Source organism: Pseudomonas nunensis, assembly GCF_024296925.1.
GTDB classification, from domain to species: Bacteria; Pseudomonadota; Gammaproteobacteria; order Pseudomonadales; family Pseudomonadaceae; genus Aquipseudomonas; species Aquipseudomonas nunensis.
This window is the reverse complement of record NZ_CP101125.1, coordinates 1,687,414-1,710,215: the sequence shown is the minus strand read 5'-3', so window position 1 is coordinate 1,710,215 and position 22,802 is coordinate 1,687,414. Positions and strand designations below refer to the sequence as shown.

At 61.5% G+C, this 22,802-nt stretch carries 18 protein-coding genes; 14 read left to right on the top strand and 4 right to left on the bottom strand.

Annotation, left to right across the window (positions count from 1 at the left end):
- Positions 1-15 precede the first annotated feature (15 nt).
- From NK667_RS07615 to NK667_RS07605, 3 genes are read right to left on the bottom strand one after another with little or no spacing between them, the layout of a single operon-like run.
- Complete coding sequence (locus tag NK667_RS07615; protein ID WP_054614244.1) at positions 16-1,071, bottom strand: lipocalin-like domain-containing protein; 1,056 nt, start codon at positions 1,069-1,071, stop codon at positions 16-18.
- Entirely contained in the window at positions 1,061-3,532 is a 2,472-nt protein-coding gene (locus NK667_RS07610) for an ABC transporter permease (RefSeq protein WP_054614243.1), read from the bottom strand. The genes NK667_RS07615 and NK667_RS07610 overlap by 11 nt, the downstream gene beginning before the upstream one ends.
- A 1-nt stretch (position 3,533) precedes the next feature.
- The gene (locus NK667_RS07605; RefSeq protein ID WP_054614242.1) at positions 3,534-4,202 is read right to left on the bottom strand and encodes an ABC transporter ATP-binding protein; all 669 of its coding nucleotides are present in this window, start codon (positions 4,200-4,202) and stop codon (positions 3,534-3,536) included.
- Positions 4,203-4,375: 173 nt separating this feature from the next.
- On the opposite strand from NK667_RS07605, the gene NK667_RS07600 reads away from it, so the two are divergent.
- A complete protein-coding gene (locus NK667_RS07600) occupies positions 4,376-5,281 on the top strand; it encodes a YncE family protein (protein ID WP_054614241.1) in 906 nt (301 codons plus the stop codon).
- Positions 5,282-5,400: 119 nt separating this feature from the next.
- Here NK667_RS07600 and NK667_RS07595 read toward each other — a convergent pair whose 3' ends face one another.
- Positions 5,401-7,098 (bottom strand): sulfatase-like hydrolase/transferase, encoded by a 1,698-nt coding sequence (locus NK667_RS07595; RefSeq protein WP_054614240.1) that lies wholly within the window; start codon positions 7,096-7,098, stop codon positions 5,401-5,403.
- A 389-nt stretch (positions 7,099-7,487) separates the two neighbouring features.
- Here NK667_RS07595 and NK667_RS07590 point away from each other — a divergent pair, with 389 nt between their 5' ends.
- Genes NK667_RS07590 through NK667_RS07530 form a run of 13 tightly spaced genes read left to right on the top strand, consistent with a single transcriptional unit; the run spans position 7,488 to position 22,739 of the window.
- A complete protein-coding gene (locus NK667_RS07590; RefSeq protein WP_054051007.1) occupies positions 7,488-8,840 on the top strand; it encodes a UDP-glucose dehydrogenase family protein in 1,353 nt (450 codons plus the stop codon).
- Entirely contained in the window at positions 8,837-9,883 is a 1,047-nt protein-coding gene (locus NK667_RS07585; RefSeq protein ID WP_054614239.1) for an NAD-dependent epimerase, read from the top strand. The genes NK667_RS07590 and NK667_RS07585 overlap by 4 nt, the downstream gene beginning before the upstream one ends.
- Before the next feature lie 20 nt (positions 9,884-9,903).
- On the top strand, positions 9,904-10,650 hold the full coding sequence (locus NK667_RS07580) for a sugar transferase (RefSeq protein ID WP_054051004.1): 747 nt from the start codon (positions 9,904-9,906) through the stop codon (positions 10,648-10,650).
- Complete coding sequence (locus tag NK667_RS07575; protein WP_054614238.1) at positions 10,651-11,298, top strand: CpsD/CapB family tyrosine-protein kinase; 648 nt, start codon at positions 10,651-10,653, stop codon at positions 11,296-11,298. It abuts the gene before it with no gap.
- A gap of 22 nt (positions 11,299-11,320) precedes the next feature.
- Positions 11,321-12,349, top strand: a complete 1,029-nt coding sequence (locus NK667_RS07570; RefSeq protein ID WP_054051000.1) for a polysaccharide biosynthesis/export family protein — start codon at positions 11,321-11,323, stop codon at positions 12,347-12,349.
- Between the two features lie 17 nt (positions 12,350-12,366).
- Positions 12,367-13,959, top strand: a complete 1,593-nt coding sequence (locus tag NK667_RS07565; RefSeq protein WP_054614237.1) for a GumC family protein — start codon at positions 12,367-12,369, stop codon at positions 13,957-13,959.
- Positions 13,956-15,050 (top strand): glycosyltransferase family 4 protein, encoded by a 1,095-nt coding sequence (locus NK667_RS07560; RefSeq protein WP_054616221.1) that lies wholly within the window; start codon positions 13,956-13,958, stop codon positions 15,048-15,050. Before NK667_RS07565 ends, NK667_RS07560 begins: the two co-directional genes overlap by 4 nt.
- The gene (locus NK667_RS07555; RefSeq protein ID WP_054050995.1) at positions 15,047-16,414 is read left to right on the top strand and encodes an O-antigen ligase family protein; all 1,368 of its coding nucleotides are present in this window, start codon (positions 15,047-15,049) and stop codon (positions 16,412-16,414) included. Before NK667_RS07560 ends, NK667_RS07555 begins: the two co-directional genes overlap by 4 nt.
- Positions 16,411-17,379, top strand: a complete 969-nt coding sequence (locus tag NK667_RS07550; RefSeq protein WP_054614236.1) for a glycosyltransferase family 2 protein — start codon at positions 16,411-16,413, stop codon at positions 17,377-17,379. Before NK667_RS07555 ends, NK667_RS07550 begins: the two co-directional genes overlap by 4 nt.
- A complete protein-coding gene (locus tag NK667_RS07545) occupies positions 17,372-18,508 on the top strand; it encodes a glycosyltransferase (RefSeq protein WP_054614235.1) in 1,137 nt (378 codons plus the stop codon). Before NK667_RS07550 ends, NK667_RS07545 begins: the two co-directional genes overlap by 8 nt.
- A 12-nt stretch (positions 18,509-18,520) precedes the next feature.
- Positions 18,521-19,522 (top strand): polysaccharide deacetylase family protein, encoded by a 1,002-nt coding sequence (locus NK667_RS07540; RefSeq protein ID WP_054614234.1) that lies wholly within the window; start codon positions 18,521-18,523, stop codon positions 19,520-19,522.
- Positions 19,519-20,823 carry a lipopolysaccharide biosynthesis protein gene (locus NK667_RS07535; protein WP_054614233.1) on the top strand — a complete coding sequence of 435 codons (1,305 nt, stop codon included), beginning with the start codon at positions 19,519-19,521 and terminating at the stop codon, positions 20,821-20,823. Before NK667_RS07540 ends, NK667_RS07535 begins: the two co-directional genes overlap by 4 nt.
- Entirely contained in the window at positions 20,820-22,739 is a 1,920-nt protein-coding gene (locus tag NK667_RS07530) for a hypothetical protein (RefSeq protein ID WP_054614232.1), read from the top strand. Before NK667_RS07535 ends, NK667_RS07530 begins: the two co-directional genes overlap by 4 nt.
- Positions 22,740-22,802 lie beyond the last annotated feature (63 nt).

The following is a 22,802-nucleotide window of genomic DNA, read 5'->3' as shown; positions in this document are numbered from 1 at the left end:
GTCGAGAGTTCCGATTCAATAACCGGTCATTTCCAGGTACCCCTGCCCCGCATGACTACCGCTCAAGCGCACCGGCCCCTCCCAATACGGAATGCGCAGATTCATCCACGCATTGGGATTCAGTGCGGTGGTGGTGATGTCGAGGTGTTTGCCGGGGATTTTGATCGACCAGCGCACCGGCATCGAATGTCCGGCGACTTTGGCGGTATCCCCAGGCGTGAGGCTGATGTCGTCGCCATGTAATAGCTGCGTCTGACCCTGTGCATCGATCCAGGTGCCAGTGACGTAAGGCGCGCCGTCCTTTTGCCGCATGCGGTAGAGCATCACCTGTTCGCCGCTGTCCAGATGCAGGGAAAACCAGTCCCAGCCGCTCTGGTTGGCGGTCAGGGGTTGGCTGCTCCACTCGCGGTCGAGCCATGCGGGGCCGCTGACCGTGTAGGTTTTGCCATCGATTTCCAAAGAACCGTTAGCCTGGAAAAACGGCTGACTGTAGTAGTACGACGCCTGGCCCTGTTCGGATTTTTGACTGAAGCCTTTATCGCCTTGCAGCACCAATGGGCGCGACGACACCAGCCGCAGTTGATAGCTGAAACCTTTGTCCCGCGCGCTGAGTTGCATGTCCGCCAACGGACCGCTGAAGCGCCAATCATCGATCCATGCCTTGAACGGCGCCACGTTCACCCCGGCCTGCCCCACGCCACCCCGGGCGTAGCGTTCAGCGGCGTGATGCGCCGTGGCAGAGGTGACCGCCGCGTGCCCGAGCCAGATTGTCTGATTGCCCCAACCGGGCACCTCGGGCGTGGCTTTCAACGCACTGCGAAACAACGTCCATTGCACGCCAAACTCTTGCCCTTTGTCGTCCTTGAGATTGGCGGTGACGTACCACCACTCGATGCGAAATCCATCGTGCGGCCCATGATCCGCCGGAAAGCTGAACACGCGACCAGGCACCACCGGGGTAAACGCAGCGGCCTCGCCGCCCAGGCCGGCAAAACCCTTTTGCTCCGGCGTCGAGTTATCGCAGCCGCTCAGCAACGCCAGAAGCATCAGCATCCCGACCTTAATCCTCATGGGCAAATGTCCTCAGCAGATCCGCCGGTTGGGTGCGGTACAACGTGTAGAGCGGCCACGCCGACGCCAGTAGCGTGGCGAGCAGCGCCAGCCCCATCAACTGCAACAGTTGCAGCGGAAACACCCGCAACGGCAGGCGCCAACCGAAGGCCTGGACGTTGATCACCGTATCCAGGCACCACGCCAGCGCGATGCCCAGGGGCAACGCCAGAATCAGCGTCAGCACGGCCAGCAGCCAGGTTTGCCCGAGGTTGAGCAGCATCAGTTGCCGCCGCGTCACGCCCAGCGCCCATAGCGGCGCGAGTTGGCCGAGGCGGCTTTGGCTCTGGGTCAACAGGCTGATGAACAGCGCCACGCCGGCGACGCCGAGGGTCAGGCTGTTGAGGGCGGCGGTGGCGGCGAAGGTGCGTTCGAACACTTGAGTGGACCAGCCCTTGAGCCGCGCCTGATCGACGATGCGGTTGTCGTCGAGGGCGAAGCGATTTTGCAGTGCGGTAAGGAACGGCGGGATCGCTGCCGGGTCGATCCGCAGGTTGAAACGGTTCGGCGTGAGTTGCGGCCAGCCGCGCAGCAAGTGGTTGACGTTGACCAGCACGTGGCCCTTGGGATTGCCGTAATCGGCATAGATGCCGACGACCCGCGGCGACCATGAGCCGTTGGGTGTCGGGATGGTCAGGTGATCGCCCAGTTGCACCTTCAGCCGCCGCGCCAGTTGTTCGCTGAGCATCAAGGTGTCGTCCTTGGCCAGACGCTCCCATGGGTTATCGCCCAGCGCCTCCAACAGCGGCCAGTGTTGGCGATAGCTCGGGTGATCGATCACGCCGTAGACGTCCGCTGGCCAGCCTTGCAGCTGGATCGACACTTGCCAACTGGGCAGCACCGCCGAAACCTGCGGCTGCTGTTTGAGCCAGGTGTGCAACTCGCGGGCCTGAGCCGGGTTTTGCGGATTGAGGTAGAGCTCGGCGGTCAGGCGTTGTTCGAGCCAGTCGCTGAAGGTCTGGCGGAAACCGGCGGTCATGCTGCCGGCACCGATGTTCGCCGCCAGCGCCAACAGCAACGCCATCAGCGCCAGACTCAGGGCTGGCAGTTGCTGGCGGCAATCGGCGAGAAACCATTGACCGAGCACCGTGCGACTGCGGTGCAACACCAGATTCAGCACGGTGTTGAGTAACACCGGCAGCGCCAGCGCGGCGCCGAGCAGCAGCGCGGCCATCAGCACAAAACCGCTCGCCAGGCTGTCGCCCCAGATCAACGCCAGCAGCGCGATCAGCGCCGCCGTCGCGGCCACCCAACCCTGACGCCGCAACCACCGCGCATGGGCCTGATGCCAGGCTTGCGGATTGGCCAGGGCCAACAACGGCAAGCGCGCCGCGCGCAACAGGCTGTTGGCGCCGGCCAGTAACGCACCGAGCAGGCTCAGGCCGACCCCACTGAGCCACCACAACGGACTCAAGCTCAACTGCCCCGCCACTTCGGCGCCGTACAACCCACGCAGGCTGGCGGCGACGTCCGGCAGCAACACGCTGGCCAGCAGATAACCGCTGGCGACGCCTGCCAAGCCGCCGATCAATGCCAGGCCACCCAGTTCGACCGTGAGACAAGCGATCAGCATCCGCGCACTGACTCCGCAGGCGCGCAGGGTTCGCAGCAAACCGCGACGTTGTTCCAGCGCCAGGCCAATCGCTGCGTGCACGATAAACAGGCCGACCACGAACGACAAAAAGCCCAAAGCATCGAGGTTCAGGTGGAAGCTTTCGGTCAGGCGCGCGAGGTTGTTTTCTTCGCCACTGGTCTTGAGTTGGAGTTGGCCTTTGAATTGTTCGGGCAGGGTTGCGGAGAAATCTTTGGGCAGCAATAGGCGTGAAAGCTGATCCGGCAGACCGAGGATCTGCTGAGCAAAACCGATGTCCACCAACAACACACCGGGGGCCATATCGGGCTGGGCGTGCAGCGCAGGCAAGGTCTGCCCGCTCTCCGAAACGGGTGTGTCGCCCTCGCGTAACCCCAAGGTTTGCAAGGTCTGCGGCGAAATCCAGGTACTGCCCGGCGGGCTGAAAAATTCGACGATGCGTTCTATGTCCAGCGCCTGCCCCGCCACCGCCGAACCGGCTGGCAGCGACACCGGTTCGATGCCCATCAATTGCAAGCGCTGATCAACGTGGCCCTTGAGCGTCACCCGGCCTTGCAACACTGGCGACACCGGCCACCCTGCCTGACGCAGCTCGACAAACAATTGCTGGGAAAACACCCCGCCACCGGGCGCACTCAAACTGGCCTGGGGTTCGCCGCCGATCAATTGACTGGCCCGGGCGTAGCTTTCCCGCGCCTGACTGTTCAGTGCCTGCACGCCGGTCAGCAGACTGGTCGCCAGCCACAGCCCGGTCAGCACACTGAAAAACTGCACCGGGTGCTGGCGCCAATGGCTCAGCAGCGCGCGCAAGGTTTCGCGAAAAACCCGCACCTCAGCGCGCGTCCGCGTCGACCAGACGGCCGTGATGCAACACCACTTTTTCCGCCAGGCGTGCAGCAACTCGCGGGCTGTGCGTGACCATCAACAAGGTCGTCGGCGTGTCGTCGAGCAGTTCCAGCAACAACTTCAATACCTCGTCGCTGGTGGCTTCATCGAGGCTGCCGGTGGGCTCGTCCGCCAACAGCAGTTTCGGTTGCGAGGCCAGGGCCCGGCCGAGTGCAACCCGCTGTTGTTGGCCGCCGGACAATTGCTCCGGATAGCGCCGCAGCAAATCGCCCAGGCCCAGACGCCGCACCAGATGCGCTTGCCAACGCGCGTCGTGGCGCCCGGCCAGACGGGCCTGGAACGCCAGATTGTCCTCCACCCGCAAACTGCCGATCAGGTTGAATTGCTGGAACACCAGGCCGATTTCCGTGCGCCGCCAGTTCGCCAGTTGCCCTTCGTTCATCTGTTCCAGCCGATGCTCGCCGCTGCTGATGCTGCCGCGATCGACCTTGTCCAGCCCGGCGATCAGGTGCAGCAACGTACTTTTGCCACTGCCCGACTCGCCCATCAGCGCGAGGCTGCTGCCGGGTTTCAACGTGAGGTCGATGCCTTGCAGCACCGGCAGCGGACCTTGTGGGGTGGCGTAACTTTTGAAAACGCCCTGGACCTGAAGCATGGGAAAACCTGATTGATGAGCGTGGTGCAAGGATAGCGGACTCGCCTGAGCCCATAGACTACCTGTTAATTCTTACAGTAGCGGTCGATCAGGGGCGGGTATCTAATAACGTCACACAAGAAGTGTTTGATGCCAAGGCGGCAACCACGTTAAACAGGGTAGGTGCCAGGGCCATGAATACCTCTGTTGATAGATACCTGCGCAAGCCGATAGTCATCGGGAATATCGAAGTCGGTCGTGAGCCGAACAGCCTGGCACTGGCAGTTCAGGGTTCAGTGGCCTGCGTGTGCAACACCGAAGACAGCACGCTGTCGCTCATCGACACGATTGCCCTGCGCGTGAGCGCCGTCATGCGGTTGCCCATCCAACCGCTGGCCGTTGTCATTGATCCCTCGGGCACCCGGGCCTATGTGAGCGGGATGGGCAAACCGCTGGTCGTGGTCGTGGATATTGCGACGCACAACATCATTGGCGAAATCGCCGCCAGCGAGGGTTATGCGCTTGCGCTCAATGCCAAGGGTGACCGGGTTTATATCAACGACAACCGCCAGGTGTGCGTCGTCGATCCACTGGCCGGAAAACCGCTCGGGTGTTTCGACACCGGTTCATTGACCAGTGCTGCCGTCCTCAGTCGAGACGGTCGCCTGTTTTTCTGTGACTACCTGCACCATGAACTGAAAGCCATGAACACGGCGAGCGGCGAGATCGCCACCGTCCTGTCGCTGCCCGAGCCCTTTGAAGAACTCGCCCTCGACCCAGAAGGGCATTTTGGCTATGTGCCCTATCGCACGCCCGCAGGTGTCGTCGCCAAGATCGACCTGTCGAGCTATGACGTGGTGGACCTGTTGCCCGTGCCGGCACTGCCCCACGGTTTCATCCTCAGCCCGGACGGCCGCCTGGCCTGTTGTTGCAGTGCGGCTGAACGGAGTGTCTCGTTTATCGACACCGGGACGTGGCAGGTCGTCAGCCGGTTCAAGGCGGGGCAGTATTTGCAGAGTCCGGTGTTCAGCGCTGATGGGAGGCGTGTGTATCTGTGTGATTCATCCGGGAATGCGGTTTGGGTGATTGCGTTGGGTTGAATGGATGGTCATGTCACCGCGTTATCGTTCTTCGCGAGCACGCCCGCTCCCACAGGGGAATGCATTTCAACTGTGGGAGCGGGCTTGCTCGCGAAGAGGCCCTCAAGCCAATAAAAACCTCACTGCCCCGCCGCCACACTCGTCGCCGCCTGCCCCGGCGTGACAATGGTCTTCAGATCGATATGCTTCCACTCCGGCTTGGCTCCCAGCCGCGCATTGAAGCGGTAGTTGAAGGTGAATTCATCTGCCGTTGCTACGTTCAACGGTTTGCCATACACCGCCTCAACCCCTGCCAGGTCATAGCCCAGCAACTGCAACAACGTCGGGAAGATGTTGTAGTGACTGGAGCGATCCTTGTTAGCGGCCAACTGCGCCGACCAGTCCAGGGTCTTCAAACCGCTGCCCTGAATCACCACCAACGGCACCAACCCTTCCTCCTCCACCGGATCGCCGCCGCAGTGGGTATTCAGTCCGAGGTTGCCGCGCTCATGCAGATCCTGCCCGTGATCCGAGGTGTAGATCAGCATCGCATTGCTCAGATCAGCCTGGGCGAACACCCGGGCGAAAAACTCCCCGACGTTCCACAGCAGCGTGTTCTTGTAGGCGTTGCGGTACAGCACCCAATCGTCCGGTTGGCCATTGAAGCCGTCACGCTTGCCGGTGTCGGCCACTTCGACAAACTGCCCGCGTGGCAAGGTCGGGCGGTAGGCCATGAAGGCGTCCGGGTATTTGTCGTGCACCGGAAAATGCGCGCCCACCTTGTTGATAACCACCAGTTCCGGTTTGCCGTCGTTCAGCAGTTCGATCAACTTGGTCGCCGCCGCCATGTCGCGGTCGCGCACGCTGGTCTGGTCGAACTGCACAAACTCGTCGATGTCCTTTTTCTCGGTATCGGTCATCAGGTTCTGCAGGTTGCCGCCGGTACGCTGGGCGTCGATGTAGACGGTGCGCAGCCCGGCCTGTTTCGCGTACTGCCAGATCGACGGCAGCGTGGTGTTGATGCGCATGTAGTCGGCACGGGTGCCGCCGTAGCGCAGGGTGACGTTGGTGTCGGCGCTGCAATTGGCGATGGATGCGGCGTAGCCATAGTTGAAGATATCCACGCCGGGGCGCGCTTCCTTGAGGTTGCTGTGCACACCGAACGGCGCATTGATGTCCAGGTAATTGCCGGAAATGCTCTCGTCGATGATCAGCACGATGTCATGGCCGACCGGCTGATCATTGCGCGCCAGTTTCACCGGCTCCCGAGGGCCGACGGTGTTGTGCAGTGCTTCATAGGTAAACAGGTTCAGGTAGGCCAGCGGCGTGTACATGATCGGCAATCCCCGGGCGCCCTCGCCGGCCCGCACGAATAGCACCGCACTGAGCAGCAACACCCCGAGCACCGGCGCCGACACCAGCAGAGCGCCTGGCAACGGCATCCGCCGACGGGGTTTGAGCCCGATGCCGAACAGCAGCAACAAGCCGCTGAGCACACCACTGATCAGCGGGTCACGGTACTGATACGCCGCTTCCTGGATGAAACCGCCGGAATACACCAACGACACGAAGCTGCTGTAAGTCAGGTAATCGGCGGTCACTTTCGTATAAACGTCAAAGAACACGGCCGACACAAACAGCGTTATAGCGAATAGATGTCTAATCAGCGTCTGGCGGATGTACGCGCTCATGAACAGCGCCACCGTCAGCACCACAAACATCCCGCCAAATAACAACAACGGAATACCGATACCCATCGCATTCAGGCGTTCAAGGTAATAGTCATAACTCTTGAACAAATAGAGAACTAACAGCAGTTCTTTTAAGTATCGAATCATAGTATTTACGCTGCTCGTGGTAGGCATCTGGCCAATAGATTGTCGGCCATTTTTTGACACTAGCACCGGGCCATCAAATCGCAAGAAATGCCCGACTTTTCCGAAAAGCGTCAAAAAAACGTTGACTCAAATCTGACACACTCAAGGCGCTACAGCCCTTGTAATACAGGCCTCTCGACCGTTTATCGCTTTCTTCGAAATGTGAAAAACCCGTCAAAACCGCGGCAAAACCAGCAGCAGCAAGCCTTTGATGGCCATTAGCCCCCAAAAACGGGGGTGTTCTAGCATTGCAACATGTCATTTTGCTGACACGGTTTGCCACGGCTGGGCTATACCCCTTTTGACAGTCTAATTCCTGATCTTTCCACCGTCTTACGAGGCACGCCAATATGGACGTGAGCGTATTTGGTACGGGCTACGTTGGCCTGATACAAGCAGCCGCACTGGCCGATGTCGGACATCGCGTGCTGTGTGTTGATATCGATCCGAACAAGATCAAGCAGTTGCAACAAGCAGTTCCACCAATTAGTGAACCGGGACTTTCCGGCACGCTGGAAGAGAACATCAAGGCCGGCCGTTTGTTATTCACGACCCAGGCCAGTGATGCGGTGGAACATGCCGAATTGATCTTCATTGCGGTCGGTACGCCAGCCGATGAAGACGGTTCTGCCGACCTCAGCCATGTGCTGAACGTGGCCCGGCAGATCGCCAGTTTCATGGAAGCGGATCGCACCCTGATCATCAAGTCCACCGTGCCGGTCGGCACCGCGGACAAGGTCGCCGAAGCCGCCAGCGAAGAACTGCACCGCCGGGGCAAAGACGCGTTAGCCGTGCGGGTGGTGTCCAACCCCGAATTTCTCAAGGAAGGCAGTGCCCTCGCCGACTGCATGCGCCCGGACCGGATCATCGTCGGCACCAACGACGAAACCGCGCGCAACCAGTTGAGTGAACTCTACGCACCCTTTTGCCGCAACCATGAAAAGCTGATGTTCATGGACAACCGCAGCGCCGAGCTGACCAAGTACGCAGCCAACGCGATGCTCGCCACCCGCATCAGCTTCATGAACGAACTGGCAAACCTCACCGAACTGCTGGGCGCCGACATCGAAGCGGTGCGCAAAGGCATCGGCTCGGACCCGCGCATCGGTTATCACTTTATCTACCCCGGTTGCGGCTTCGGCGGTTCGTGCTTCCCCAAGGACCTGCGCGCCCTGCTGCACACCGCCGAACACAACGGCATGCCATTGCGTCTGCTGCGCAGCGTGACTGACGTCAACGATACGCAGCGGCACATTCTGTTCAGCAAACTCAAAGCCCAGTTCCCTCAAGGCTTGGCCGGCAAGTCCATCGCGGTCTGGGGCCTGGCCTTCAAGCCCAATACCGATGACATGCGCGAAGCGCCGAGCCGTTACCTGATGGATGCTCTGTGGGCCGAAGGCGCGAGTGTGCAGGCCTATGACCCGGAAGCCATGTCCGAATGCCGGCGCATCTACGGCTACCGCAATGACCTGCACTTGTGCGCTACCCGCGACGACACCCTGGAAGATGCGGATGCGCTGGTGATCTGCACCGAGTGGAAGAATTTCCGGGTGGTGGATTTCGATCTGCTGGCGAGCAAATTGCGCTCCAAGGTGATCATCGACGGACGCAACCTCTACAACCCGGAACAGGTTGCCGCCGCCGGTTTGCATTACAGCGGCATCGGCCTTCGGCACATCGTTCCGGAGGGTCTGCGCCCATGAAGATTCTGGTGACGGGAGCGGCGGGATTCATTGGTGCCCATTGTGTGTTGCGGCTGCTGCGCGACGGGCATCGGATCTGCGGGCTGGATAACTTCAACGACTACTACGACCCGCAACTCAAGCATGATCGTGTGCGCTGGGTGCAGGATCAGGTCGGCAGTTTTCCGCTCGCCAAAATCGACCTGGCCGACGCCCCGGCCATCGAAGCCTTGTTTGCCCGCGAACAACCAGACGCGGTGATTCACCTCGCCGCCCAGGCCGGGGTGCGTTATTCGCTGGATAACCCGAAGGCGTATCTGGACAGCAACCTCAGCGGCTTCCTGAATATTCTCGAAGGCTGCCGCCACCATCCGGTCAAGCACCTGATCTACGCCTCGTCCAGTTCGGTGTATGGCGCCAACCAGCACACGCCCTACTCGACCCACGACGGCGTCAACCACCCGCTGTCGTTGTACGCGGCCACCAAGAAAGCCAATGAGCTGATGGCCCACAGCTACAGCCACCTGTTCGGCATTCCCAGCACCGGGCTGCGCTTCTTCACGGTCTACGGGCCTTGGGGCCGGCCGGACATGTCGCCGATCCGTTTCGCCCAGGCGATTGTCGAGGGCAGCCCGTTGAAGTTGTTCAACTACGGCCAGCACCAGCGCGACTTCACCTACATCGACGACATCGTCGAAAGCATCGCCCGCCTGGTTGATCGGGCACCTGTCACCACGCCGGAATGGGACCGCGAACAACCGGACGCCGCCAGCAGCATGGCGCCGTGGCGGATCTACAACATCGGTGGCGAGCACCCGGTGGAACTCAAGGATTACCTGGCCCTGATGGAAAAACACCTGGGCCGCAAAGCCAATGTTGAGCTGCTTCCCCTGCAACCGGGCGATGTGCTCAACACCTGCGCCGATGTCCACGAACTGGAACGTGACACCGGTTTCCACCCGCGCATCGAGCTCGACGAGGGCCTTCGCCGCTTCGTCGCCTGGTTCCGCGATTACTACCCATTGCACGCCCACGCGCCGCTTGCGGCTGAGCTACAGGGCTGAGAGCTACAGCGGAGGAGTCTATGACTGGACATGAAAAAGGTGTGCCACTCCAGAATATGCGTCGCGACAAACGCCTGGACCCCGAGCACCGAATGCGCCTGGACACCGCGATCCACATGCAAGGTCGCGGCTGGATTACCGGTCGCGATGGTGGTCGGCCCTGGACGTTGTCGCGCACCAATCGGGTCGTGGCGTGCTTCGGTGCCCTGGTCATCCTGGTGCTGATTTCGCCGCTGTTGCTGGGCGTGGCCCTGGCGATCAAATTCAGCAGCCCGGGCCCGGTCATGTTCGTGCAAAAACGCACCGGTTATCGCGGTCGCTCGTTCGGCATGTACAAGTTCCGCACCATGGTGGCCAACGCCGAGGAGCTCAAGGAGTCCCTTCGTCACCTCAACAAGCACGGTGCCGACGCGATCGATTTCAAGATCGACAAGGACCCGCGCATCACCCGCATCGGTGGGTTCCTGCGGCGCAGCAGCCTCGACGAGCTGCCCAACCTGATCAACGTATTTACCGGCGACATGCGCCTGGTCGGCCCTCGGCCCACCTCGTTCAACGCCTACCGCTACAAGGATAACCACCTTGCACGCCTGAGCATCTACCCCGGCATGACCGGCCTGTGGCAGATCTCCGGACGCAGCAATATTGACTTCGACCAGCGCGTTGAGTTGGACCTCAGCTATATCGCCGAGCAGAGCCTTTTGCTTGATCTGAAGATCTTGTTGAAAACCCCCTTCAAAGTATTCAGCGGCCACGGAGCGAGTTAAATGGACGGTTCAACCAATAAAGCCCTAAGCATCGCCAACCCGAGCGAGTCCAACCTGACTTCGACCGTGCTCGATCAAGATCTGCGGATCCTATTCCTGACCGCCGCCAACCCCGGCGCAGGCACCACCACCAGTGCCCTGGCGATGGCCAGCCAACTGGCGCAGATGAGCAGCGGCCAAGTGCTGCTGGTCGACGCCAGCCAGTCGGCGACCAACCTCACGGCCCAGCTCAACCTGCAAAAAGAGCGCGGCTTTCGCGATCTGTTGTTCAGCACCGGCACCCCGCCGCTGCTGCAGGATTGCGTGGTGCAGGTCTCCAGCCTGCCGTTCGATGTGCTGCCCAACGGCCGACACATCCGTGGCAACGAGCACCTGACCGCCGAACGCCTGAGCCCGCTGCTCGATCAGTTGGGCAGCCGCTACCGCTTTGTGGTGATCGACGGCGACGCGGTGTATTCCGCCGCCGACACGCTGGTCATCAGCACCCAGGTGGACGGCGTGATCATGGTCGTGCGTGCCGAGGACACCCGTTGGGAAGTGGCCCAGGCCGCCGTCCAGCGCCTGACCCAGGCCGGGGCGAAACTGGTCGGCAGCGTGTTCAACCGACGCAAGTACTACATGCCGAAATGGCTCTACAAAAACCTGTAAGCAATCAGAAAAGGATGACGCCATGAACGCCAAAATGCTTCTCCTGCTGTTGCTGCCGCTTGCGGGTTGCTCCAGCACTGCCGAAACCAACATACCGGTGCAGATCCTCACGGCCTCGCCGGCCAACGCCCAGGCCACCGACATGCCCAAGGTCGAACAGACGTTGCGGCCGCAGGATGTGCTGGACGTGATCTTCCACATCAGCACCAGCGGTTCGAGTGCCTATCGCGTGCAGTCCGGTGACACGATCGGCCTGAACTTCACTGCGGCCAGCCAGCTCAACGGCAATCAACTGGTGCTGCCTGACGGCACCATCGAACTGCCGGGCGCGAATCAGTCGGTGAAAATCGAAGGGCTGACCGCCGAGGAAGCGAAGACCGAAATCCAGCGCGCCTATCAGCGCAAACAACTGTTCCAGCCCAACCGCAATCAGTTGTCGGTGCAAATCATCAGCCCGCTGAGTAATGAGTCCAACCTCAAGAGCTCGCTGAACCACCCTGGCACCGGCATGAGCCGGGAGATCACCGTGGGCACCGACGGCTATGCGAGTTTCCCGGAAATCGGTTCGGTGCCGCTGCAAGGCATGACCGTCAACCAACTGGAAACCTTCCTCAACAAACGTTACGCGGACTTGCCGGGGCGGATGACCGTCGACGTGTTGCTGAAGTCCACGGCGGGCAACGAAATCTACGTGCTGGGTGAAGTCGGCCAACCGGGTTCCTACCCGATTCGCCGGCCGGTCTCGGTGCTGGAAGCGTTGACCCTCGCCCGTGGCACCAACGTCAAGGCACGGCTCGATTCGGTGGTGATCATGCGGCGCAACGGCAACCAGGTTAAGGCCGTGCGTTATGACGTCGAAAAAGCCTTGTCCGGGGATGCCAGCCAGATTGCCTACCTGCAACCAGACGACATGCTCTACGTGCCCAAGACCAAACTGGCCAGCGCCGGTGAGCTCGCACGGCAATTGGCGGACGTCGTGCTGTTCCAGGGTGTGGGCTTCAGCTTTGGCTACCGCGTCGACAATAAAGGCGACAGCAGCAACTCTAACTAACGCTCAGGTGCGCAGACATGAATCCAAAGGAAAACTACCTGCATGAGTTCTTCAGGATCTTCTTCGCCAACAAGCAGTTGGTGAAACGAGTCTTCCTGGTCTTTGCAGTCATCGCCCTGCTCTTGCCGCTGGTGCTCAAACAGAGCTTCGACATCACCGCGCAAGTCATCGTCCAATCGAAAAAACTTTCCCAGGGCGACGCCACCACGTCGCTGAATCAGGAGAATGCCAGTTTCATTCCGCCGTCACTGGCGGACATGGAAACCGAGAGCAATATCCTCCGTTCGCCGGCGCTGATTCGTCAGACCATCAGCGAGCTGCGGGATAAGGGCGAGTACACGCCCAGCCCCGGCATGTTGAGCAAACTGGTGTCCGAGCCGCTTAAACGCTTTGTCACCACACCGCTGCGCGAGTACGTGATCAACCCGGCGAAAGCCGCGCTGGGAATGGAAACCGATCCGGTGCGCGACACCGTGCTGGACGGGTTAACCCAGGAAGCCATAGACAAACTCAAGATCGAAACCCTGCCGGGCTCGAACGTGATCTCGATTGTCTATAGCTTTGGCGACCCGGCGCAGGGCACCAAATTCGTCGCGGCACTGCTGCAAAACTATTTGGTCAGCCGTCAGGAACTGCAGTCCATCGACCTGCCGCAGAGCTTCTACGAAACCAAGAAACAACAATACGAGGTGCGTCTCGATGGCCTTGAAGGCAATCGGCTGGCGTTGCTGGAGGCCATCGGTTCGTCCGATCCCAGGGAGGAAATCACCTTCCGCCTGAACGCCATCAACACCGAAGAGCAAGCGCTCAACCTGTATCAGGATCGCCTGCTGCAAAGCCAACGCTGGCTCGAATACCTGAAGTCCAGCCTGGCCGCCGCCAATAATTCCAAACTCAACGACTACACCTTCCCCTACACCTTCACCACCACCGTGGACAACGTCGCCTTTGAAGATCGCGAGATCAAACAAATGGGCGAAGCACTGACCACCCAAGTCAGCCGCTACATGAACGACCTGGCGGTGTTCCAGCCAAGCAGTGAACCGATGCTGCTGACCCGCGAGCAAATCTCTCGCACCCGTCAGCAGTTCTTGAAAGTGGTGAGCAACCGCATTCAGGAACGTACCAGCGACCTGGCGATTATCGGCTCGGTGATCGCGCAGAAAACCGCACGCATCGCTGACTTCAAGAACCGCATTCACCAGTTGCAGGAAACCCAGAGCAAGCTGCGGCAGATGGACACCGAGATCAACGCCTTGCACGCAGCGTTCGGCACTTACGCTCAACGTTTCGCCGAAAGCAGCTCGGCCCGCACGCTGGACAACGACCTGTCGAACGCCCGGGTGCTCAGCCCGCCGTTTGAACCGACCGCCCCGGCGTTTCCCAAGCCGTTCCTGATCATTCCGTTTGGTCTGTTCACCGGTCTGTTGCTGGCGATTGCCCTGGTCTACGTGCGTGAGTTCTTCGATCACCGCTTCAAACATCCTGCGCAAATCACCCATGAACTGGACCTGCCGGTGCTGTTGGTGATCAACGAGCAGAACATGTTGCCGAGCAATCCGCACCGCAACTGGACCGTGCCGAGCTTCGTGCATTGGGTGCGCAATTGAACGCGCCGCTCAACCCTTCCAGCGCCCTGCCGATCATTCATTTGCTCAGCAGCGGCGGCTTCTATGGGGCTGAGCGGATGCTGTTGGACCATTGCCTGGCGACGCCGGGGCAGCACCAGGTGCTGTTTCTCGATGCGCCGCCAGCCCTGATCGAACGGTTCCGCGAGGCCGGGGTAGATTGCCAGGGTTGCGCGGGGCTGGGGGCGTTGCTGGGGCATCTGCGTCAGCGGCGGGCGGAACAGCCGCTGATCAATACGCACAACTTCAAAGGCCTGTTGTTTGGCTGGGTCGGCGCGACGCTGTTGCGCTTGCCACTGGTGATTACCCAGCACGGTTTCACGCCGCGCAGCCGCAAGCAAAAGTTCTACACCTGGCTGAGCCTGCAACTGTGCCGCACCGCCTCGGTGAATCGCGTGGTTTGCGTCGCCGAAAGCATCGCCACGTTGTGCCGCAAGGCCAGCGTGCGGGCGGAGAAACTGCAGGTGATCCCCAATGGATTGCCGGCGGCCAAGGGCCTGCTGCCGCACAACGTCAAACGCCAGCGTTGGCTGGCCGGTTACGTCGGGCGGCTGAGCAGTGAAAAAGGTCCGGACCTGTTTCTCGATGCGCTGATTCCTTTGTGTCGGCAGTACCCGCAACTGGACGCCGTGATGCTCGGCGACGGTCCGGAACGCGACAGCTTGCTGGCACGAATCAACGAAGCGGGTTTGCAGAAACGCATCACCCTGCCCGGCTACCAGACCGCCATGGGGCCGTGGTGGCGCCGACTCGATGCGCTGGTGATCAGCTCGCGCACCGAAGGCACACCGATGATTTTGCTTGAAGCGATGCAGGCCGGCGTGCCGGTGGTGGCGTTCGGTGTCGGCGGGATTCCCGATGTGCTGGAAGAACGGCACAACGGTTTGCTTGCCGAACCGACCGACAGCGCTGCCCTCGCGCAGCAGATCGGCACCTTGCTCAGCGAACCGGCCCTGGCCCGCGAACTGAGCGACAACGCAAGACGTACGCAACTGGATCGCTACGACCTCAAGGCCTTGGCCGAACGCTGGTCGCAGCTTTATATCCGTACTGCACGGGAGGCACGCGCGTGATCTTTCCGCTCTCGATCATCAGTCTGCTCGGCCTGGTCTGCCTCGGTTTGCTGGCCAGCCCTTATCCGTTTCTGGCACCGGGCGCGGTCATCGGCCTGGTGGGTGTCGCGGTGCTCTATCGCAAGCCCGGTTGGGGTTTGCTGGGGATCGTCGCCCTGGTGCCGTTCGAGGGCTTCTTCAAGGACAGTGCGCTGTCGGGGACCAAATTCGTCGGCGCCTCGCTGGCGCTGATCCTGATGCTGCAACTGGCCATCCACCAGATTCCGTCCGAACGCCTGCGCAGCAACATCTGGCGCTACCTGATCTGGTTCATGGTGTTGTACCTGCTGAGCACGCTCAATACCGATGACATGGGCATCTCGATGGGGCACCTGCGGGAGCTGAGTGTCGGCCTGATCCTGTTTGTCATCACGCTGCTGGTCGGTCGCGAATTGAACCTGGACCTGTTCGCCAAACTGGTCACCCTCAGCGTGGCGATTACCTGCGCCATGACGATGTTTTCCGTCAAGTATCAGGACCAGGGGCGCGCTTCCGGCCTGCTGGAAGATGCCAACGCCTTTGCCATGCTGATCGCCTTCGCCGTGCCCATGGGCCTGCTGCTGGTGATTCGCAGCCCGAACGTGTTGCACCGATTGTTCTGGGGTGTCTGCTGCCTGGTGCTGTTGGGCGGTATGACCAAGACTGAATCGCGTTCCGGGCTGGTGGTGCTGTTCCTCAGCCTGATAATCGGTGTCTGGCACTATCGCGCAGAATTGACGCGCATCCGGCCACGCCACCTGGGGTTCGCCATGCTCGGCCTGGTGATCGCGATTCCGCTGGCGATCTATGCGATGCCTGCCGGATATATCGCGCGCATTCAGTCCTTGAGCATCTTGAGCGCCGGCGCCAAGAGCCAGGACGAATCCCTCGGCCGTCGCGCCTCCTACATCGTGGTCGGCAGCCAGATGATCCGCGAGAACCCGTTGCTCGGCTCCGGCCCCGGAACCTTCCCGCTGCACTACGCCACCACCGGTTATGCCAAGGCGTTTTCGGCCAACCGCAAAGTCGGCGACCTGTATCGCCGCGCCCACAACACCTACCTGGAAATTTTCAGCGAACTGGGGATTCCCGCCGGCCTGTTGTTCGTCGGCATGCTCGGCCTCGGCCTGTACAACCTGATTCGCGCCCGCCGCGCCTGTCTGCAGCGACGTGATTGGCAACAGGCCGACTTGATGACCCACCTGGGCATGAGTTTCCTGTCGCTGACGCTGTTTTTGATGTTCCTCAGCGCGCCCAACCAAAAGTACGTGTGGATCATGCTCGCCCTGACCAGCGTACTGCGCCTGAAAGCTGAAGAAGCCCCATTGCAGGAGGCCAAGGCATGAGCCGAGTCAGCATCGTGATCCCGATGTTCAACGAAGCCCGGCACATCGGCCGGACCTTGCTCGCTGCGCAAAAGGCTGCCGATGCGGCGGGTGTGGAGTGCGAACTGATTGTGGTCGACAACGGTTCCGACGATCACGGCCCGCAGATAGCCCGGCAGTTCGGCGCGCAGGTGCTGGTGCTTCCCGGTTTGCTGATCGGTGCCTTGCGCAATCGCGGAGCGGCAGTGGCCACCGGAGAATGGCTGGCCTTTATTGATGCCGACATCGAGATGCCCGAAAACTGGCTGAGCCTGTTGTTCGAGCTCGACGCTGGCGCCCAGGCCGATGTGTTTAGCCTGGATCTGCACACCCCGGCCGAAGCGCCGTGGTATGCCGATGCCTGGCAACGCCGCACCCTGCGCCCTACCAGCCAGACCCTGCACGCGGTGCAGTGGCTGCCCACCGCCAATTTGCTGATGCGCCACACCTGGTTCGACCAGGTCGGCGGCTTCGACGAAACCCTGCGCACCGGCGAAGACAAAGACTTCACCATGCGCGTGAACCAGGCCGGCGCGCGCTTGCTCGCGGTCAATCAGAGCGTCGCCCTGCATTGGGGTTACGAGAGCAGTTGGCGCGAGTGGATGGGCAAGGAAATGTGGCGCCAGGGCAGTCATCTGCAACTGCTGCGCACCCATGGATTCAGCCTGCGCCTGCTGCGTTTTCCGCTGCTGTCGCTGTTGGTGTGGCTGCTGGACTTCATGGCGATCTCCGCCCTGTTCAATGGCTTCCCGCACCATGCGGCAATCATGGTGCTGATCACCTCGATACCGGGGCTGATCCTGAGCCTGCGCCAAAGCCTGAAACACCGCGATATCCGTTTGACCCTGCAACTCTGGGGCCTGCACTGGGTGCGCCTGCACTTGGCCGGCGCCGCGTTCATCCTCAGTCTCTGTCATTGGAATGCCAGGAGGCCCGCCCGTGGCTGAATTCATTTTCTGGATGTGCCTGTTATTGCCGGTCTACGCCTACCTCGGCTATCCGCTGTTGCTGACGCTGCTGGCGCCCTTGTTTCCGGCGCGCCAACACGGGCTGGCGGCGCCGCTCAACGTGAGCATCGTGATTGCTGCGCACAACGAGGCGCGGCACATCGAACACAAGTTGCGCACCCTGATCGCCCAGGATTACCAGCCCGCGACGATGGAAATCATTCTGGTCAGCGACGGTTCGACCGATGACACGGTGGCCTGCGCGCACAAGGTTATCGACTCGCGCATCAGCGTGCTCGACCTGCCCCGCCAGGGCAAGGCCGCGACCCTGAATGCCGGCGTGGCGCTGAGCACCGGCGATATTCTGGTGTTCACCGATGCCGACAACCAGTGGTCCCGGGACACCCTCGGCCACTTGCTCGCGCCGCTGGCCGATCCGAAAGTCGGGGCGTGTGCCGGGCACATGGTGATCCCGGTCACTGGCGGTGGCCTGAGCATCGGCGACAGCCTGTATCGGCATTACGAAGGCTGGTTGCGTCGGGTGGAAAATCGCACCGGTTGCATGGTTTCCGCTGACGGCGCGTTGCTCGCCTTGCGTCGCGAGTTGTTCCAGAACGTGCCGGCGGAGGTCAACGACGATTTCTTTATCAGCACCTGCGCGCCGGTGGCGTTCAAACGCATCGTCTATGTGCCCGAGGCCCAGGTGATCGATCACGGCGTCGATGAAGCCGACAAGCAATTCCGTCGCCGTCAGCGCGTCACCGTCGGTGGCCTGCAAAGCCTGGCCCAGCGCAGCGAGCTGCTCAATCCGCTGAAACATGGCCTGTATTCGATTGCGCTGATCAGCCACAAGCTGATCCGGCGCCTGGCGCCAATCCTGTTGCTGCCGTTGCTGCTGAGCAATTTCTGGCTGTGGAACGAGCACGGTTTCTATCAATTGTTTCTGGTGGCGCAACTGCTCGGTTACGCGGTGGCCATTGCCGGCCTGCTGGATGTGCAACACCGTTTGCCCAAACCCTTTCGCCTCGCCGCGTTCCTCCTGGTGACCCTTGCCGGGATGAGTATTGGTCTGTGGCAGTTCCTGCGTGGCCAGCGTTACAGCCAGTGGAACCCCGAGCAAAATCGATGAGAGGCGCGTGCCATGGCGATCAAACAATTATTAAAACGCACCAGTGGCTGGCTCTACCTCAACTCCCCGGTGGGGCGCAATCAACTGCACGGCGCCGGGGTGATCCTGATGTTGCACCGGGTGCTGGCCAACGACCGCGCCGCCGACCTGCCCCATCGCAATGAACTGTGCGTCGGGCCCAAGGCCTTCGAGCACTTGCTGGTCTGGCTGAAAAAGCACTTCGACTGCGTGCCGTTGATGGACATCCTGCACCCCGGCACCCAGCGCTCGGAACGGCCGAAAGTCACCCTGACCTTCGATGACGGCTGGCGCGATAACGCGGTGAATGCCTTCCCGTTGCTCAAGCAATATCAGGTGCCGGCGAGCATTTTTCTCTCCACCGATTTCATTGGCAGCCGCCAGCGTTTCTGGTGGGAAAGTATCGGCGAAACCCTCTGGGGCAGCCACGGCGAAACTCCCCGGATGCACCTGATCGAATGCCTGCAACAGGTCGGTCGCCCGCTGCCAGTGCTGATGGATGACCTGGACGTGCAGCGCCGCAGCCTGACCTTGCTGCATTTTCTGCAAAGCCTGAAAACCCTGGCACCGGACGACTTGAGCCGCTTGACCGATGAATGCCCCGAAGAGTCGCAGCCCCAGGCCCTCGACTGGCAACAAGTGCGTGCGCTGGAAGCCGGCGGACTGGTGCGCTTCGGCCCCCACGGCGCCAGTCACGCGATCCTCACTGGCCTCGACGATCAACGCTTGCACGAAGAACTGAGCCGCAGCCGTGATGCGCTGTTGAACGGCTGCAACCGGCCGCTGCCGGTCTACTGCTACCCCAACGGCGACCACGATGCGCGGGTTCGGCAACAAGTCGCCGCGCATGATTTCCCGTTCGCCCTGGGCACCGGCACCGGCATTTATCGCGGCGCTGGCGAACCGTTAGCCTTGCCACGCTTCGGCGTCAGCCAGCGCACCGCGCGCAATCCGGAATTGCTGTCCTGGCGCATCTACCGCGGGGCACGCCCATGAGCCGCAGCCATTACCTCAAGCACCTGGCCCTGAGCATGGGCACCAAACTGGCGATGATCGGCCTGCGTTTGCTGCGCAACGTGTTGCTCGCACGGATTCTCGGGCCGAGCGAACGCGGCTTGTTTGCACTGCTCAGCACCCTGCCCGACTTGATCAGCGCCGCCACCAGCGGCGGCTTGAATTCAGCGGTGGGTTATCAAGCGGCCAAGCAACGGCCGATGGGTTTGCTGCTGAGTCAGGTGCTGGTGTTTGGCTGTTTTCTGGCGCTGCTGCTGACCTTGCTGGTAGTGGCGTTGACCCGGGAGTTCGGCAGCCAACTCGACATCACCACGCAACTGGGTCTGCTCGCCTGGCTGTTGCTGCTGGCGGTGCCGCTGACCGTGCTGAAAAGTGGTTTGCTGACCTTGCACAACGCCTCCGGCGGCGTGGTCGCGTTCAACGCCTTGCGCCTGGTCGAATCCCTGGCGCCGCTGCTGTTGTTCCTCGCACTGTTCTGGATGTGGAAAACCGCCGCCCTCGAAGCCGCGCTGATCAGTTGGCTGGCGGGTATCAGCCTGGTGGTGCTGGCCGGTTGGGTCTGGCTCAAACGCAATCAACCGCTGACCCTGCAATGGGACCGCGCCAGCCAAAAAGAACTGCTGCGCTACAGCGCCCGCAGCCATCCTGATTTGTTGTTCCAGCAAGTGATCCTGCGTTCCGATTACCTGTTCATCGGCGCCCTGCTCGGCAGCACCGCGCTCGGTCATTACGCGATGGCCAGCGCTGCCGCCGAGTTGCTGCTGATCGTCCCGGAAGCGGTGACCACGCCGCTGATGAAACGCCTGCTGCAACAGGAAGAAGGCATCGACAAAGTCACGCCGCTGGCCCTGCGCCTGACCGCCACGGTGATGCTCGGCGCGTGCCTGACCATGGCGGTGATCGGCGAATGGCTGATCGTCACGCTGTTCGGTGCCGCGTATCAACCGGCGTATCCGGCCCTGCTCGCGCTGCTGCCGGGGCTGTTCGGCCTGTGTTACGCGAGCATCCTGCGCCTCGACCTGCTGGGCAAGAATCGCCCCGGCACGATCTCGCTGATGATGGGCGTGAGCGCCCTGCTCAATCTGGCGCTGAATGTGCTGCTGATCCCGACCTACGGCATCGTCGGCGCCGCCGCCGCGTCGTCCATTGCCTACCTCGCAGTGACCATTGCGCTGCTGGTGTTGTATTGCCGGTTGAGTGGCGTGCCGGTCTGGCAAACCCTGATCATCCTACCCAGCGACGTCGCACCGATGCTGCTGATGCTGCAAAGGAAGTCGGCATGAAACGCCTGGCGCTGCTGTTGGGATTGGGCCTGGTGCTCGAAGCTCAGGCGGCGTCGATGCGTTGGGCCGACATTCGCGACGGCAGCCTGTACCTGCAAACGGATCGTCCCGACACCGTGACCGTGCGCTGGACCCCGGCGTGGCAGGCGGATGCCAATGAAGAACAGATCTATCTGGTGGACGGCCAAGGCAAACTGTCGGGCGAACGCCTGATTGCCGCCAGTGAAACCCGGGGCACCCAGAGCTGGCCATTGGCGCCGGGCGCCGCCAGTTATCGACTGGAGATTCCTGGCTACAGCTTCCGCCGCTACAAGATCGAACACGACGAACGCACGGTGGCACTGTTCTCCCCGGCCAAGGTGCATTTCAGTGCCGAAACCCGTGACGACGACGAACTGTTTTTCAAGGTAGCAGCGGGCGAACGCGCGGTGCTGGCCGGCAAGTTCCAGGGCGGCGTCAGTGCGCTTCAAGCCACACGGGTGAGCGACAATCAACAACGGGTATTGGCCCTCAAACCCTATCGCGCCTATTGGCAGTTCGATCAAGTCGAACTGCCGGTCAGCGACCGCGAACAAGTCTGGCGCCTGCGCTTGCGTGGCGGTGGCAAAGCGGCATTCTGGCTCGACGGCACTGCCAACCTGTTCGCGCAGATGCCGCAGCAACTCAAACCGCTGCGTGAAGACGATGGCCAGACGCGCCTGACGCTGCACAAAGAAATACTCGGCCCGACCCCGAACCTGGGCATCGCCCTGCCCTATGTGCTGCCGCCGCCGTCGAGTTTTGCGGTGCTCGATGCGCTCAAGCCGCAGGCGGCCAGTTACTACAGTTTTGTCGACATCCTGGCGAAAAAGCCGCACTACGAAGACGCGTTCCGTCAGATGTATCAGGACCGTTTCGGCATCACCCAGGACATCACCTTGCTGGCCGGCAGCCAACGTCAGGCCGATCTGCGCGCCGACACCACGAGCAATGGCGGACTCGACGCCTGGCTCGCCAGCACCCGCGCCCTCGGCGGCAAAGGCACGCACTACATTGGGTTCGCCGACGAGCCGAACCTCAACTACCCCGATTACGCCAACTACCAAAGCATCTTCAACAGCATGGCCCGGCAAGTGCGCAGCAACCCGGACAACGCCAAGGCCGGCATCCGCATCGCCATGCCCGCCAGTTCACGACTGGTCAACGGCCCCTTCGCCGACAACGCGGCGGACAAACGCGGCATCGATTGGGCACGGCGTCTGCTGGCCGAATCCGGCGATCAGATCGACGCACTGGCGTGGCACGAATGGATGATTCGCGACCTGTTGGCGACTCGGGTCTACCGCGACAGCGTACGGCGCGCCGCCGACCTCGTCGGGCTGGACGCACAGGGTCGGCCACGCAAAGCGCTGCTGCTCGACCAGACCAACATGTCCAGCGGTTCGAGCCTGAGCCCTTACGATCAGGAAACCCACTTCGCCTCGCTGTGGTGGGCCTCGGTGGTGATCAACTCGTCCCAGGACGGTTTGCTGGAAATGCTCAACTGGTTCCAGGCCAACGATGAACCGAACTACCCCAAGGGCATGTTCAAAGTCCTGGATGACGATCATTTCGAGTTGAAACCCGTGGGCCTGGCCCAGCAGTTCATCCGGCAGCATTGGCTGCACGATGTGATGCGCCTGGAGAACGACGCCTTCGAAGTCGACGTGCTGGCCATGGCCACCGACGCGCAACGCAGCCTGCTGGGGGTCAACAAAGGCACGCGCTTGCAACGTATCGACCTGGCCGGGGCGACCTGCCCGATGGTCAAAGGCTCCTTGCGCTACTTCGGCGCCGACAACCGCAGCCGTGACGCGCCTTTTCGCTGCAAGGACGGTCGCGTCAGCTTCGATTTGCCAGGGGAAACCCTGTTCGCCCTGAGCTGGATCGCGTCATGACCGCCATCGAATATGTTAGCCGCGCAGGCATGTTGCCGCGCGTTGCACCACTCCCACCACGGC